This is a genomic window from Bacillus sp. FG16 (genome assembly GCF_057809515.1).
In genome coordinates this window covers 1-14,903 of record NZ_JBMDKC010000121.1, presented here as the reverse complement: position 1 = coordinate 14,903, position 14,903 = coordinate 1, and the positions used below count along the sequence as shown (strand labels likewise).

General features: G+C 36.8%; 16 protein-coding genes, 1 tRNA gene, 1 other RNA gene and 1 other annotated feature. Of the genes, 4 read left to right on the top strand and 14 right to left on the bottom strand.

The window, feature by feature from the left end; all coding sequences use genetic code 11:
- Positions 1–195: 195 nt before the first annotated feature.
- From ACODS7_RS27985 to tadA, 7 genes are all read right to left on the bottom strand, one after another.
- Positions 196–465, bottom strand: coding sequence for a pro-sigmaK processing inhibitor BofA family protein (locus tag ACODS7_RS27985; RefSeq protein ID WP_001089274.1), 270 nt, complete (start codon positions 463–465; stop codon positions 196–198).
- A 309-nt stretch (positions 466–774) separates the two neighbouring features.
- Entirely contained in the window at positions 775–996 is a 222-nt protein-coding gene (locus ACODS7_RS27980) for a YaaL family protein (RefSeq protein WP_000466019.1), read from the bottom strand.
- Between the two features lie 14 nt (positions 997–1,010).
- Positions 1,011–1,607: a recombination protein RecR gene (gene recR, locus ACODS7_RS27975; protein WP_043938863.1), complete on the bottom strand. Its 597-nt coding sequence runs from the start codon at positions 1,605–1,607 to the stop codon at positions 1,011–1,013.
- A 14-nt stretch (positions 1,608–1,621) separates the two neighbouring features.
- Positions 1,622–1,948, bottom strand: coding sequence for a YbaB/EbfC family nucleoid-associated protein (locus ACODS7_RS27970; protein WP_014894853.1), 327 nt, complete (start codon positions 1,946–1,948; stop codon positions 1,622–1,624).
- A 25-nt stretch (positions 1,949–1,973) separates the two neighbouring features.
- On the bottom strand, positions 1,974–3,662 hold the full coding sequence (dnaX, locus tag ACODS7_RS27965; protein ID WP_016084367.1) for a DNA polymerase III subunit gamma/tau: 1,689 nt from the start codon (positions 3,660–3,662) through the stop codon (positions 1,974–1,976).
- Positions 3,663–3,794: 132 nt separating this feature from the next.
- Positions 3,795–4,059: signal recognition particle sRNA large type (gene ffs / locus ACODS7_RS27960), an RNA gene on the bottom strand.
- A gap of 79 nt (positions 4,060–4,138) precedes the next feature.
- Positions 4,139–4,639, bottom strand: a complete 501-nt coding sequence (gene tadA / locus ACODS7_RS27955) for a tRNA adenosine(34) deaminase TadA (protein ID WP_016079529.1) — start codon at positions 4,637–4,639, stop codon at positions 4,139–4,141.
- A 107-nt stretch (positions 4,640–4,746) separates the two neighbouring features.
- On the opposite strand from tadA, the gene ACODS7_RS27950 reads away from it, so the two are divergent.
- The 3 genes from ACODS7_RS27950 (at position 4,747) to ACODS7_RS27940 (ending at position 6,718) form a co-directional block, all read left to right on the top strand.
- Positions 4,747–5,286: a cysteine hydrolase family protein gene (locus ACODS7_RS27950; protein WP_043938865.1), complete on the top strand. Its 540-nt coding sequence runs from the start codon at positions 4,747–4,749 to the stop codon at positions 5,284–5,286.
- A gap of 125 nt (positions 5,287–5,411) precedes the next feature.
- Positions 5,412–6,047, top strand: a complete 636-nt coding sequence (locus tag ACODS7_RS27945) for a deoxynucleoside kinase (protein ID WP_043938866.1) — start codon at positions 5,412–5,414, stop codon at positions 6,045–6,047.
- Positions 6,048–6,049: 2 nt separating this feature from the next.
- Positions 6,050–6,718: a deoxynucleoside kinase gene (locus ACODS7_RS27940; RefSeq protein WP_001053585.1), complete on the top strand. Its 669-nt coding sequence runs from the start codon at positions 6,050–6,052 to the stop codon at positions 6,716–6,718.
- Between the two features lie 35 nt (positions 6,719–6,753).
- On the opposite strand, the gene ACODS7_RS27935 is transcribed toward ACODS7_RS27940, so the two are convergent.
- The 7 genes from ACODS7_RS27935 to guaB form a co-directional block, all read right to left on the bottom strand.
- On the bottom strand, positions 6,754–7,146 hold the full coding sequence (locus ACODS7_RS27935) for a sigma factor-like helix-turn-helix DNA-binding protein (RefSeq protein WP_043938868.1): 393 nt from the start codon (positions 7,144–7,146) through the stop codon (positions 6,754–6,756).
- A gap of 166 nt (positions 7,147–7,312) precedes the next feature.
- A tRNA-Ser gene (locus ACODS7_RS27930) sits at positions 7,313–7,405 on the bottom strand.
- Between the two features lie 154 nt (positions 7,406–7,559).
- On the bottom strand, positions 7,560–8,834 hold the full coding sequence (gene serS, locus ACODS7_RS27925) for a serine--tRNA ligase (protein WP_043938870.1): 1,275 nt from the start codon (positions 8,832–8,834) through the stop codon (positions 7,560–7,562).
- Positions 8,835–8,885: 51 nt separating this feature from the next.
- Positions 8,886–9,107, bottom strand: a binding site (T-box leader).
- Between the two features lie 54 nt (positions 9,108–9,161).
- The gene (pdxT, locus tag ACODS7_RS27920) at positions 9,162–9,752 is read right to left on the bottom strand and encodes a pyridoxal 5'-phosphate synthase glutaminase subunit PdxT (RefSeq protein WP_016079534.1); all 591 of its coding nucleotides are present in this window, start codon (positions 9,750–9,752) and stop codon (positions 9,162–9,164) included.
- 18 nt (positions 9,753–9,770) lie between these two features.
- Positions 9,771–10,658 (bottom strand): pyridoxal 5'-phosphate synthase lyase subunit PdxS, encoded by an 888-nt coding sequence (gene pdxS / locus ACODS7_RS27915; RefSeq protein WP_000186154.1) that lies wholly within the window; start codon positions 10,656–10,658, stop codon positions 9,771–9,773.
- A gap of 161 nt (positions 10,659–10,819) precedes the next feature.
- On the bottom strand, positions 10,820–12,127 hold the full coding sequence (dacA, locus tag ACODS7_RS27910) for a D-alanyl-D-alanine carboxypeptidase DacA (protein ID WP_140163616.1): 1,308 nt from the start codon (positions 12,125–12,127) through the stop codon (positions 10,820–10,822).
- A 113-nt stretch (positions 12,128–12,240) separates the two neighbouring features.
- Positions 12,241–13,704, bottom strand: coding sequence for an IMP dehydrogenase (gene guaB, locus ACODS7_RS27905; RefSeq protein WP_000264089.1), 1,464 nt, complete (start codon positions 13,702–13,704; stop codon positions 12,241–12,243).
- A gap of 115 nt (positions 13,705–13,819) precedes the next feature.
- Here guaB and ACODS7_RS27900 point away from each other — a divergent pair, with 115 nt between their 5' ends.
- Positions 13,820–14,821: a YaaC family protein gene (locus ACODS7_RS27900; protein ID WP_043938872.1), complete on the top strand. Its 1,002-nt coding sequence runs from the start codon at positions 13,820–13,822 to the stop codon at positions 14,819–14,821.
- Positions 14,822–14,903: the final 82 nt, after the last annotated feature.

Sequence of the window (14,903 nt, the reverse complement as noted above, 5' to 3'; positions counted from 1 at the left end):
ATAAAAATTGACGTTTCACGTTGTTTGTTTCGTTTAGTTTTCAAAGTTCAATATCGCGTTTCAGCGACTTTTATAATTTAACATTTATCGTTAAATCTGTCAACAACTTTTTTCTTTCGTTCCTGACGACGCTTATTAATTTACCATATTAATCATTTAATAGTCAACACTTTTTAAAAAAATGCCAAAATAATTTTATCTTGGCATGATATAAAGCTTAATAATCACTAATGCTACCACACCCGGTAGGCCTAATAAACTCGTTATTGCTGCTGTTCCCATGTTAATCGGGATATGAAAATCAAAATATGTCCCTACAACATTTACGATAAAAAGCAATGCTATTCCTAAAGTAACATGAAAAATCACCTTACCTATAAAACGTAATGGCTTAGAGGCAACACCAAAAACAAGAAAAATAAACACTAAAGTAAGAATGCCAACAATAATAATTGTAGAATTCATTTTTTCCTCCTTATAAATGACCTATACATCTATTTGTATGGGACAAGACAATAAAAAAGAACAGTTATCATAAGTGGCATCCCTTTCATATAAAGCAAATAAAGTGAAACTTTAATCAGTGGGGGTGTTCATCCCCACTGATTATTAGTTGAACCAATCGGGCTTTTACGGGCAGTTGATCCCCCGCCTAACTTCTTTGCTTCCGCTAAATTTTGAGGTGGGGGTCTTACTACCCATTAATGCTTGATAAAACAACACCTCAGCATTTAACAAATAAAATAAAAAGGCCTGCTTAGAAAGCAGAACCCTTTACCATTGTTCCATTTTTACAGGACGACGCTTTGCTTCTTTCAACAAGAAGAAATATTTCGCCTCTGCTATTTTCAAAGAACAAATGACATCTTGAGATGGTTCTACACTTTGTTCGACCATCCTCTTCTGACGTAACCACTCATTCTTCACTTTTTCCAAAAGTACAATCAACTTATCGTCATACTCTTTACGCAATTTACCCTTTTTTTGAAAGAACATTTTTGTTTCTCCTCTTATACTTCTCTGCGACCTTCTAACGCTTTCGATAGTGTCACTTCATCTGCATATTCTAAATCTCCACCAACTGGCAGACCATGTGCAATACGAGTTACTTTAATGCCTGTAGGCTTTAAGAGGCGGGAGATATACATCGCTGTAGCTTCCCCTTCAATATTAGGGTTTGTTGCTAATATCACTTCTTGTACCGTTTCATCATGTAGTCGCTTTAAGAGTTGCGGGATATTAATGTCTTCCGGTCCAATTCCCTCCATAGGAGAAATCGCACCACGTAACACATGATATACACCTTGATACTCTTTCATTTTTTCCATCGCGATTACATCTTTCGGTTCTTGTACGACACAAATAACTGATTGATCTCGATGCGAATCATTACAAATATAACAAGGATCACGATCAGTAATATGTCCGCATACAGAACAATACGCTAAATCTCGCTTCGCATTTACAAGTGCTTTCGCGAAACCTAACACATCATCTTCTTTCATATCTAATACGAAAAATGCCAATCGAACCGCTGTTTTCGGTCCGATACCTGGCAACTTCATAAAACTATCGATTAGTTTTGATATTGGTTCTGGATAATGCATATATCAATATCCTCCTAGAACATTCCACCTGGTAAGTTTAAGCCTTTTGTAAATTTACCCATTGTAGAGTTTGAAAGCTCATCAGCCTTTTTAAGTGCATCATTTGTTGCAGCTAACACTAAGTCTTGTAACATTTCGATATCTTCTGGATCTACAACTTCTTCTTTAATCTTCACTTCAAGAATTTGCTTGTGACCATTTGCAATAACTGTAATCATCCCACCACCAGCTGTACCTTCAACTGTTTTTTCACCAAGCTCTTCTTGCGCTTTCGCCATGTCCTTTTGCATCTTTTGCATTTGTTTCATCATATTATTCATATTTCCCATTCCGCCACGCATCATAATTAATTCCTCCTAATTATTATTATTCTTTTATTTCAATGAGTTCTTGTCCTACTAATTTCACTGCCTCTTCTATAAGAGGGTCTTCCTTTTTCTCCTGGCTTTCTTCAGACTCTCCACCTTCACGTTGTAAAAAGTCTTCACGGATTTTACCCCATTCACTTTTTGGAATGGCAATCATATTTAACCTTTTACTTAGCAATTCAAATAAAGCTTGTTCTACTGTATCCATAGCTTCTCGATTTTCGCTCGCCATCTTACAGTGAATCTCATATTGAAATGCCAAAACGTAAGTGTCATCTGAAGCTGCCACTGGTTCGCTATTTTCTAATAAAACAGCAAATGCTACTTTGTTATATGATTTGAGTCTTCCTAACAACTCACCCCATACAGCTTTTAATTGTTCTAAATCTTGACGCTTCGCTTGTTTTAATACTTCATTTACACGTCCGACAGGAATCTTCATACTTCCTGTTCGTACCGGTTTTGGTGTTGCACGTGTCTCTCTTACTTCCTGTTGTACACCAGCTGGCACACCGTTCTTTTTGACTTGCTCTAACTCTTTCTCCAGTTGCTGCATCCTGTTCATAATTGCTTGCAAACGATCTGTACCATTTGCTTGCATCATAAACTGTTGACACAATTGCACCATAACAACTTCTAAGAAAATACGCGGATGATTTGTCCACTTCATTTCCTGTTGTCCTTTACTAAGGGTATGAATAATCTCATAGATCACTTCCGGTTGCATTTCTTCACTCAACTTACGGAATTGATCATCTACAATTACTCGTTCCAACATATGTTCTAGTTGCGGTGAAGTTTGATATAAAAGCATATCACGATAATAGTAAATGAAATCCTCCATAAAACGAACTGGATCTTTCCCTTTACTCATCATTTCATCTATGATTTGCAATGCTCTTGATACATCATTTTCACGTATGCATTCTACTAAATTGCCTAAGTATTGCTGAGAAACAGATCCTGTTACGGCCAATACATCTTCTGTCGTAACAATCTCATCACTATAAGATATAGCCTGATCAATAAGACTAAGCGCGTCACGCATACCACCTTCAGCAGCACGTGCAACAATTTGTAATGCTTCATCTTCCACTTGCGTACCTTCATTTGTCACGACCGTTGATAATCTCTCAACAATATCATTCACTGATATTTTTCGGAATTCAAAACGCTGACAACGTGAAATAATTGTAGGCGGGATCTTATGAGGTTCTGTTGTCGCCAAAATAAAGATAACATGTCCTGGCGGCTCTTCTAAGGTTTTTAAAAGCGCATTGAATGCACCCATAGAAAGCATGTGAACTTCATCAATAATGTATACTTTATATTCTACAGCACTTGGAGCATATTTTACTTTATCTCTAATATCTCGAATTTCATCTACACCGTTATTTGAAGCCGCATCAATTTCTAATACATCTGAAATGGATCCTTGTGTAATTCCTAGACAAGAAGGACATTCATTACAAGGTTCAGCTACCGGAGCATGTTCACAGTTAATTGCTTTTGCAAATACTTTTGCAATTGTCGTTTTTCCTGTTCCCCTCGGACCAGAAAATAAATAAGCATGTGAAACTTTCTCTTGAAGAAGGGCATTTTGCAACGTTTTTGTCACGTGCTTTTGACCGACTACATCTTCGAACTTTTGCGGTCTCCATGTTCGGTATAACGCTTGGTATGACACGAAAATACGGCCTCCCTCAAAGGTTATTATCTCATTTATTATAACCCATTCTGTTTATAGATTCCAAAAGTTATTTTCTATACAAAAAACTCACCTTTATATTAAGGTGAGTTTTGTATACATATATAACTGCCGTGCACCCTCCGTCGATTACGTACCATAAGCGTTACTCAAGCAGTTAGCTCGGTTCAGGCACTCCTGCGGCACACGAGAAGACCCGCTTATTGCTGCTTCCTTCCGGACCTGACAAGGTTCACGGGGTCCCGTTGCGCAGGACCCAAACGTCAACACCACTTACTTAAGGCAGACCTTACAGCAACATAACCTCGAGAGGGGATTCGGCCTCGCTAGAGCGGATTGCGAGTATAGGGCACCGCTACCTCCCCGCTTAGCACGGCAAAGTTAAAACCAATATTCGGTTGCCTTCATTAAAGGCATTATCAGTATAACTTGTTTCTTTATAAAATGCAAATACGTTAGTTCCCCTTGTTTTTCTCTAATTTTTTCATCGCTTTTCTTTTTTTACGAAGCTCTCTAAAAAAGTTTGTTAACAACGTACCGCATTCTTCCTCTAGTACACCAGTTATTACTTCACATTGATGATTGAAACGTTCATCCGTTAAAAGATTCATCAATGTCCCTGCACATCCACCCTTCGGATCACTTGCACCATATACAACTCGCTTCACTCGTGATAAAACAATTCCACCCGCACACATTGGACAAGGTTCTAATGTTACATACAATGTTGCATCTTCTAAGCGCCATGTCCCTAATTTTTTACACGCCTCATCTATCGCTAGCAACTCAGCATGAGCTATTGATCTTTGCTCAGTTTCTCTTAAATTATGGGCAACACTAATTACCTCACCATCTAACACTATAACTGCTCCAATTGGTACTTCCTGTATTTCCTCCGCCTTTTTAGCTTCAGCTATCGCTAATTGCATAAAATAAATATCTTGATCTTGTTCCATAACATAGTCCTTTCATTACAAATAAAGTACACTTATTTCCATTTACTACACAGGGGATAACTTTTACAAATTCAATCCACCCTAAAAGAAAAAGAGAGGGATTACATATGAAAAATACCGCCTTGCTCATTATCGATATGATTAATGATTTTCAATTTTCCCACGGACCCATTCTAGCTCAAAAATGCGAAACTATAACAAACCCTATTTTACAATTAAAGAAAAAAATGAAATCCTTCGGCTATCCTATAATTTACGTTAATGACCATTATCAACTTTGGAGATCTGATATCGACCAACTTATTACTCATTGTACAAATAAATATAGCGAAAATATAATCCATAAGATTGCTCCAAGTTCTGATGATTATATTTTTATTAAACCACATTATTCTGCTTTTTATGAAACACCTTTAAATTCATTATTAGGTTATTTAAAAATAGAAAATCTAATATTAACAGGAGTTGCCGGGAATATATGTATCCTATTTACAGCTAATGATGCTCATATGAGAAATTATACATTGTATGTACCACAGGATTGTATCGCCTCTAACAACGACCAAGATAATATACATGCTTTAAAAATAATGGAAACTACATTGAAAGCAACTATAACATCGTCATCCAAAATAAAATTTAATTAATACATATATCTATTTTTTAACTTTTTATATCAAATTAACCCACTCGCTTCCCTCTTGTGCTACAATAATTCTGTTTTGTGTTTTTAGTAGTTACGGTAAATCACTGATTGAAAGGAGGAAACAGCGTGACCGGAGTACCATTTATTACGGTTGAAGGACCAATTGGTGTTGGAAAAACTTCACTTGCGAAGGAAATTTCAACTCACATGCAACTCCACTTACTAAAAGAGATTGTTGATGAAAATCCCTTTTTAGGAAAGTTCTATGAAGACATCGACGAATGGAGTTTTCAAACAGAGATGTTCTTTCTTTGTAATAGATATAAACAGTTAGAAGATATTAACATAAAGTATTTGAATCAAAGGAAACCAGTAGTAGCGGATTACCATATCTTTAAAAATTTAATTTTTGCATCCCGCACATTAAAAGACTCTCAATATGACAAGTACATGCAAATTTATCGTATCCTTACACAAGATATGCCTGTACCAAACGTCATTGTATATTTAACAGCTAGCCTAGAAACATTGCAAAAACGAATCGCCTTGCGCGGAAGAGAATTTGAAAAAAACATGGATCCAAATTACTTACTACAGCTCACAAAAGATTACGAAACAGCAATGGATGCTTTTAAAAAAGATCATCCAGAGATACCAGTATTGAAATTTAATGGAGACGATATGGATTTTGTAAAAAATCCTGATGATTTAAACGTCATCCTATCTGCCCTTCAAAATACTCTCTTAAAGGAGTCGAAATAATAATGAATTTAAGGCAAAAATATGATATACCCAATGATGCAGTAATCACTATTGCCGGAACGGTAGGTGTGGGTAAATCAACTATGACAACTGCATTAGCTAATGCTTTAGGTTATCGCACATCATTTGAAAAAGTAGATTCCAATCCATATTTGGACAAGTTCTATGCGGATTTCACTCGCTGGAGCTTCCACCTACAAGTGTACTTTTTAGCAGAACGATTTAAGGAACAAAAAAGAATTTTTGAGTACGGTGGCGGTTTTGTTCAAGATCGTTCCATTTACGAAGACACTGGAATTTTTGCAAAGATGCATCATGAAAAAGGTACGATGACGGAAACTGATTATGAAACATACAAAGGTTTATTTGACGCTATGGTCATGACTCCTTACTTCCCTCATCCAGACTTATTAATTTACTTAGAAGGTTCTTTCGATGATATTGTCGATCGCATTCAAGAACGTGGACGCCCAATGGAACAGCAAACACCAATTGAGTACTGGAAAGAAATGCATGGACGTTATGAAAACTGGATTAACAACTTTAATTCATGCCCTGTTTTACGATTAAATATTAATGAATACGATATTTTAAAAGATGGTGATTCAATCGAGCCAATCATTAAAAAAATTGGCCATTTTTTAAAACAAACACGTAAACTTGTAAAATAAAAAACCCGTGCATATGCACGGGTTTTCCTATTAAATTACTTCTTCTTTGTTGGAGCAATAATTTCACTCTCAGGTTTTCCTGCGTTAATACGCTGACGAACAGTACTTGTACTAATATCGTATGCTTCAGCAATCTCTTTAACAGTCATTTCTTTCCCGTTAATCACTGCCGTTAATACTTTACCTGTACGTTTTGGAGCTGCCTCTTTCTTTACAGCTGGTTTTTCAACCTTTTTTGGCGCCTCTACTTTTTTCTCAGCTTGCTTTACATCACAAGTGCAACCACAAAGTTTACGGAATGTATCATCGCTTATAATGCGTGACACATTTGCACCACTGTTTAAAATTCTATTGTTCTTACAGACAGGACATTGTACATAATATAAAGTTTTTCCATCTAAAGGAAACGTTTGTATAATAAGATCCATGTTGACTCCTTTCATATCTATGAAGATAATCATCGGAATATGAGTGTGTAATAAGGACAAAATTGCCTTACACCATACTTTATGATTGGTTTTAAAATAAAAACTCGTTACGTGTTGGTAACGAGTTCTCCAATCTCCACTTATATGCGCTGTTGTCAATTATATCTGGAGGAGGTAGAGGGATTCGAACCCCCGCGCGACTCTCGCCGCCTGTCGGTTTTCAAGACCGATCCCTTCAGCCAGACTTGGGTATACCTCCATATTGACATCAAATATAATATCAAAAGAAAAACAGTTAGTCAACCCTACTAAAATAAATTATGAGGAAAGGAAAATTTTACTTCCCCTCTCCTACATTACAGTACTGACAACGCTCATAATTACCAATCACTCATACCGATGAATGTTTAAATTTACTTAATAACTGTTTTTCCTCCCATATAAGGGCGAAGAACTTCTGGAATTATAATTGTACCATCTTCTTGTTGGTAGTTCTCTAAAATAGCTGCAACCGTACGTCCAATTGCAAGACCAGATCCATTTAATGTATGGACATGTTCTGGTTTTCCGTTTGGCTCACGGCGGAAACGGATATTTGCACGTCTCGCTTGGAAAGCTTCAAAGTTACTACAAGAAGAAATTTCACGATATGTGCCATAGCTTGGAATCCATACTTCAATATCGTATTTCTTCGCTGCTGTAAATCCTAAATCGCCTGTGCACATGCTCATAACGCGATATGGCAACTCTAATAATTGTAACACGCGTTCTGCATCATTTGTTAATTTTTCTAACTCTTCATAAGAATCTTCTGGTTTTACGAACTTTACAAGCTCTACTTTATTGAACTGATGCTGGCGAATTAAACCGCGTGTATCGCGACCAGCTGAACCTGCTTCAGAACGGAAGCAAGAACTAAATGCAGCATATCTTATAGGCAATTGCTCTTTATTTAAAATCTCATCACGATGCATATTCGTTACAGGTACTTCAGCCGTTGGAATTAAGAAATAGTCTTCACTTTCAATACGGAATGCATCTTCTTCAAACTTTGGAAGTTGTCCTGTTCCTGTCATACTTGCACGGTTTACCATATATGGAGGTAATACTTCTTCATATCCATGCTCATCAGTATGAAGATCCAGCATAAAGCTAATTAAAGCACGCTCTAATCTTGCACCAGCACCTTTGTAAAATACGAAGCGGCTTCCTGTTACTTTCCCAGCGCGTTCAAAATCTAAAATTCCTAAATCAGTAGCAAGATCCCAATGTGGCTTTGGTTCAAAAGTAAATTCTTTCACGTCTCCCCAAGTACGCGCTACTACATTATCATCCTCTGTTTCACCGACTGGAGCAGACTCATGAGGGATATTTGGAATAGATAACATTAATCTTTCTAAGTCTTCTTCAACTGTGCGAAGTTCGTTATCAAAATCCTTTACTTTTTCTCCAACCTCACGCATTTCTAAAATTAGAGCTTCTGCATCTTTCTTTTCGCGCTTTAATACAGAGATTTGTTGAGATACTTCATTACGTTTACTTTTTAATTCTTCTGTCTGAACAAGTAGTTCTCTTCTTCTCGTATCCAGTTCTTCAAAACGTCCGAAATCAGTTAGATCTTCACCTCTATACTGTAATTTCGCTTTTACTTCTTCAAAGTTTGTACGTAAAAATTTAATATCAAGCATTATATACTCCTCCTTTTATTTTATAAAACACAAAAAACTCCCGTCCCTATATAAAGGGACGGGAGTTAACCCGCGTTGCCACCCTAGTTGAAAGCATTACCGCTTTCCTCTCAAGTAGAAATAACGGCTCTTCACCGGGAATACTTACTAATCCAAAAGATGTTCCACATTCCATTCCAGGATGGATTCACAAACTGTTTCTATCGATTTCCACCAACCATCGACTCTCTATAAGAAACAACATTTGTTACTATTTCCTATCAACACGCTTATTTTATAAAATTGTTACCATCAATTTACTATAATCTTATACAAGTTGCAAGTTACTTATACAACTTTTTTCATTTTCGCTTCTTTTACCATTTCAACAAAGTATGCTGTTACACGATGATCATCTGTTAATTCCGGATGGAATGAAGCAGCTAAAAACTGATCTTGCCTTACCGCTACCATTCGGTCACCATGCTTAGAAAGCACTTCAACATTATCAGCTACTTCTACAACATACGGCGCACGGATAAATACACCAACGAAGTCTTCACCCACGCCTTCAATTGAAAGCGCAGCTTCAAAACTATCCTTTTGGCGCCCGAACGCATTGCGCTCAACTGTAATATCCATAGCACCAATATGTGCTTCTTCATAGCCAATAAGTGTTTTCGCAAGAAGAATCATCCCTGCACATGTACCAAACATTGGTTTACCAGACTTTGCAAATGTGCGAAGTGGTTCCATGAAAGCATACTTATCAATAAGACGGCGCATTGTTGTACTTTCACCGCCTGGTAAAATAAGACCATCAATCTCTTCAAGTTGCTCTATACGCTTTACAACAACAGCTTCTGCACCACTTGCTTCAACTGATTTTATATGCTCACGAACTGCACCTTGAAGACCTAGTACACCGATTTTCACCATTTTAAAGTTCTCCTTTAATTACCATCCACGCTCTTGCATGCGTTGTTCTGGTAATAACGTTGAAATTTCGATACCCTTCATTGCATTACCTAACCCTTTAGAAAGGCTTGCAATTAGTTCATAATCTTCATAATGAGTCGTTGCTTCAACGATTGCACGTGCAAATCTCTCTGGGTTTTCTGATTTGAAGATACCAGATCCAACAAATACCCCATCAGCACCAAGTTGCATCATTAATGCAGCATCTGCTGGCGTTGCTATACCACCTGCCGCAAAGTTTACAACTGGTAAGCGACCAAGACGTTTAATTTCAAGTAATACTTCGTAAGGAGCACCAGTATTTTTTGCATATGTCATTAACTCATCTTCACGTAGACTCGCAACTTGACGGATTTCTGCATTGACTTGGCGCATATGACGCACTGCCTCTACAATGTTTCCTGTTCCTGGTTCACCTTTTGTACGAAGCATAGATGCACCTTCTGCAATACGACGTGCAGCTTCTCCGATATCACGGCAACCACATACAAATGGAACTGTGTAATCACGTTTATTTAAATGGTATACTTCATCAGCAGGAGTTAATACTTCACTCTCATCGATATAGTCTACCCCTAATGATTCTAATACACGTGCTTCTACAAGGTGACCGATACGGCATTTTGCCATAACCGGAATTGACACTGCACCCATAACTTCTTCAACGATTGTTGGGTCTGCCATACGAGAAACGCCACCTGCTGCACGAATGTCTGCTGGTACACGCTCTAATGCCATAACGGCAACTGCGCCTGCCTCTTCTGCAATTTTTGCTTGTTCAGCGTTAATTACGTCCATAATAACGCCGCCTTTTTGCATTTCTGCCATTCCACGTTTTACACGCTCTGTCCCTGTTACATTTGTCATGTACAAAAACCCCCCTAGGTGAATTGCTTTCCCCCGTTAAAGGCGAAAATTAAGAATACTCTTACATTCTACCACTAACTATCAGATGCTTGTCTACTACTTTTTCATAAAGTCGGTATGAAAAATAGGAATAAAAAAAAAGCCCCTACCATGAGGAGCTTCTAAAACCAACCTTTTACTGTATCAACAGCACTATTCCACATACCACTAAAGAATGAACCAATTCCGCGCATAGCACGAGTAAACCAGTTTGCTTCTTCTACTTCAGATGTTGTTACAAGATCCACTTGCAACGACTTACCAGTTAAAAATCCAGGGTCGTTTGTATCTTTTGGCGTAATTACCATTTGACCAAGCGCAGCTCCCTTTTTAATAGGTGCTTCTTGCCCCTTACTTGATTCTTTTAATTCTGTTTTATAAACATCTTTACTTCCTTTTGGCACTGGAAGTGAAATAGCCTGTTTCGTTTGAACTGCTACATCTTTATCTTTCGCATTTTCTACTCGTACTGTTTCTTGTCCTTTTACTGAAGAACCTTTTTTATACATTTGTTTCACTTCAAAGTTAGCAAATCCATAATCATATAGCTTCTTTGTTTCATCAAAACGTGCTGTATGAGAACTTGTTTTAATAACTACAGAAATAAAACGCATACCGTTTCTTTCAACCGTACCAGTGAAGCAATCTCCAGCTTCTGGAGTTGAGCCTGTTTTCAGACCATCTACGCCATCATATTCTTTAACTAAGCCCTTTAACATCCAGTTCCAGTTTGACATTGCAAACTTCTCTTTTTCTGGACGGAATTCTTTTTTAGGAATTTTTGCTGTATCTAATACTTTTGGATAATCTTTAATTAAATGTTGTGCTAAAGTTGCAACATCCTTTGCAGACATTTTATTTTCTTCATCCGCTGTTGTTCCTTCAGGATGCATTCCCTTTAAATCTTTATTCGTTAAACCTGTAGAATTGACAAATTTATAATTTTTCAATCCTAGTTCTTTCGATTTATCATTCATCATTTTTACGAAATCTACTTCTTTACCTGCAATTGCTTCTGCTAATGCAATCGTTGCACCATTTGCAGAAAAGATTGCCATTGCCTCATATAACTCTTTTACTGTATAAGAGCCACCATTTTCTAATGCAACATTTGATAATGAAGCATCTTGTGAAACCTTATATGCATATTCAGAAACCTTAATTTTCTGGTCCCACTTAAGTTTTCCTTTATCCACTGCTTCGTGAACTAAATATTCACTCATCATCTTTGTCATACTAGCGATGGATAATAATTCCTCTGCATTCTTTTGATATAAAATTTTTCCAGAATTCGCTTCTACTAAAATTGCCGCACCTGCTTCAATGTTTAAAGCGGCTCCTGTTTCAGCTGATGCATTGCTATATGGCATAAAAATGCTACAAGCTAGTGTAAGCACTGTTACCAAAGCAATGAATCTTTTGCAAAACATACCTTTCACTTTTGCTACCCCCAATATCTATGTACTCACATAACCGTTATTCTAACATAATCAAAAAAAAATAGACAGAGATATCAAATCTCTGTCTATTTGTATATAAGACATTATAATGAGTAGTTTGGAGCCTCTTTTGTAATTTGTACGTGATGAGGATGACTTTCACGTAAGCCTGCACCTGACATACGAATGAATTGTGCATTTTCGCGTAAGAATTCTAAATCCTGTGCTCCGCAATATCCCATACCTGCACGTAAGCCACCAACTAATTGGTGAACTGTATCCGCTAAAGGTCCTTTATATGGTACTCGTCCTTCAATACCTTCTGGGACAAGTTTTTTATTTCCTTCTTGGAAGTAACGATCTTTACTTCCTTTTTCCATCGCACCGACAGAACCCATACCACGATACACTTTAAATTGACGACCTTGGTAAATTTCAGTTTCTCCAGGGCTTTCGGCAACACCAGCAAACATACTACCTAGCATAACAACATGTGCTCCTGCTGCTAAAGCTTTAACCATATCACCAGAGTACTTAACACCGCCATCAGCGATAACTGGAATACCGTGTTTACGAGCTTCCGTTGCACAATCATAAACTGCTGTTAATTGTGGTACACCAACACCAGCTACAACGCGTGTTGTACAAATAGAACCTGGTCCAATACCAACTTTAACTACGTTTGCACCAGCTTCAATTAATGCTTTCGTTGCTTCAGCTGTAGCAACATTTCCAGCGATAATATTTAATGATGGATATTTAGCACGAACTTCTTTTACCTTATCAATAACACCTTTAGAATGCCCATGAGCTGTATCAAGTACAATTGCATCTACACTAGCTTTTACTAATGCATCAATACGAAGCATAGCATCAGCTGTTACACCAACTGCTGCTCCAACTAATAAGCGTCCTTGCTTATCCTTAGCAGAGTTTGGGAATTCAATTACTTTTTCAATATCTTTTATTGTAATAAGCCCTTGTAATACACCGTTATTATCAACAAGAGGGAGTTTTTCAATTTTATACTTTTGTAGGATCTTTTCAGCTTCTTCCAGTGTAGTACCAACTGGAGCTGTAATTAACTGTTCTTTTGTCATTACGTCAGAAATTTTGATTGAGTAGTCTTGGATGAAACGCATATCACGGTTTGTAATAATACCAACTAATTTTCGCTCATCTAAATTATTTACAACCGGTACACCTGAGATACGATATTTTCCCATAAGATGTTCTGCATCATATACTTGATGTTCTGGAGTTAAGAAGAAAGGATCTGAAATAACGCCGCTTTCAGAGCGCTTTACTTTATCAACTTGCTCGGCTTGTTGCTCAATAGACATATTCTTATGAATAATTCCTAAACCACCTTGGCGAGCCATTGCAATAGCCATGTCAGCCTCTGTTACTGTATCCATTCCTGCACTAATTAACGGGATGTTTAGCTGTAAGCTTTCAGATAAAACTGTTTTAACACTTACTTCTCTTGGTAATATATCTGACCTAGCTGGTACAAGTAATACATCATCAAAAGTCAAACCTTCTTTAACAAATTTAGATTCCCACATAATTGTTCCCCCTATGATACCAGAAATTATTATTAGTAGCTTATCAATTGGTTAAAATACTGTCAAGGACGTATATATATGTTAGAATTTTTAGACAATAAAAGGAGCGTAATATATGCATCAAACATCTTGTACTTGGCAGCAGTTAAGTTTCTTTTTTTCATCTCAAAACGTACAACGTTATCTTGCCCGTTGTTACGAAAAATCCTCTATTCAGGATGCCGAAAAAAAAAGTTTTGAAAATTGTTATCCCTTTATTTATTACTTAGAACACGGGAAAAATTATTATGAATTATATAAGACAGCTCCATTTTCCATTCAACCAATGTTGTTATTTTATGGAATTAGTCAACTTTTTAAAGCATGCTTACTAACCATTGATCCTAACTATCCTGAATCCACTACTGTTTTAGCTCATGGCGTTACAACTCGCAAACGAAAAAAACAAGGGTATCAATTTTTAGAAGATGAGGTCAAGATACAAAAAAATGGATTGTTTACTCATGTTGCAGAACAACTGTTTCACATGAAACACTTAGAAGCAGAAAAATTTAACATGTTAGAACTAATGGGAAATATTCCAGAATTACAAAATTTATTTCGCTATAGTCAAAAAGGATCAACTTTATATAAAATCGATTCAACAATTAAAAATGAGCTCTCCTTTTCAGTCAACCTACTAGATCGATTACATATGACTAAAGAGAGATTTTCTCGTTACATTGAAACATCTTGTAAGCATTTATCAATGCAATACGTACCTGAGAAAACTAATGAATCGAATTTACTTTTTACGGCGCCCGTTCAGTCATGGAATCCTATATACAGTACTCCTTTATACTATGAACAGCTTACTGATACTTATTATTTACCACTTACGACTGATCCTAGAAATCCTAAGCCAGTATTACCTGAACTCCTCGTTCATTATTTATTGCTCTATAATTTAAGCATGATTTCTAGGTATGAAACAGATTGGTGGTATGACTTACTTGGAAGCTATGGCTCTGAAGATTATCCATTTATTTATCAATTTCTTAATATTTCTGCTCAAAAAATCCCTTACTATATTTCATCATTTTTACTAACAGAACCTAACCTATTTCATGGGAAATAAAAAAAACACAAGTCAAAAGACTTGTGTTTTTAGTTGCTTGGCGACGTCCTACTCTCACAGGGACAAGGTCCCAACTACCATC

What these genes read in the sequence shown, in the direction of transcription:
- ACODS7_RS27985 (WP_001089274.1), bottom strand. Translation starts at nt 465, where the DNA reads ATGAATTCTACAATTATTATTGTTGGCATTCTTACTTTAGTGTTTATT.
- ACODS7_RS27980 (WP_000466019.1), bottom strand. Translation starts at nt 996, where the DNA reads ATGTTCTTTCAAAAAAAGGGTAAATTGCGTAAAGAGTATGACGATAAG.
- recR (WP_043938863.1), bottom strand. Translation starts at nt 1,607, where the DNA reads ATGCATTATCCAGAACCAATATCAAAACTAATCGATAGTTTTATGAAG.
- ACODS7_RS27970 (WP_014894853.1), bottom strand. Translation starts at nt 1,948, where the DNA reads ATGCGTGGCGGAATGGGAAATATGAATAATATGATGAAACAAATGCAA.
- tadA (WP_016079529.1), bottom strand. Translation starts at nt 4,639, where the DNA reads ATGGAACAAGATCAAGATATTTATTTTATGCAATTAGCGATAGCTGAA.
- ACODS7_RS27950 (WP_043938865.1), top strand. Translation starts at nt 4,747, where the DNA reads ATGAAAAATACCGCCTTGCTCATTATCGATATGATTAATGATTTTCAA.
- ACODS7_RS27940 (WP_001053585.1), top strand. Translation starts at nt 6,050, where the DNA reads ATGAATTTAAGGCAAAAATATGATATACCCAATGATGCAGTAATCACT.
- ACODS7_RS27935 (WP_043938868.1), bottom strand. Translation starts at nt 7,146, where the DNA reads ATGGATCTTATTATACAAACGTTTCCTTTAGATGGAAAAACTTTATAT.
- serS (WP_043938870.1), bottom strand. Translation starts at nt 8,834, where the DNA reads ATGCTTGATATTAAATTTTTACGTACAAACTTTGAAGAAGTAAAAGCG.
- pdxT (WP_016079534.1), bottom strand. Translation starts at nt 9,752, where the DNA reads ATGGTGAAAATCGGTGTACTAGGTCTTCAAGGTGCAGTTCGTGAGCAT.
- pdxS (WP_000186154.1), bottom strand. Translation starts at nt 10,658, where the DNA reads ATGACAAATGTAACAGGGACAGAGCGTGTAAAACGTGGAATGGCAGAA.
- dacA (WP_140163616.1), bottom strand. Translation starts at nt 12,127, where the DNA reads ATGTTTTGCAAAAGATTCATTGCTTTGGTAACAGTGCTTACACTAGCT.
- guaB (WP_000264089.1), bottom strand. Translation starts at nt 13,704, where the DNA reads ATGTGGGAATCTAAATTTGTTAAAGAAGGTTTGACTTTTGATGATGTA.
- ACODS7_RS27900 (WP_043938872.1), top strand. Translation starts at nt 13,820, where the DNA reads ATGCATCAAACATCTTGTACTTGGCAGCAGTTAAGTTTCTTTTTTTCA.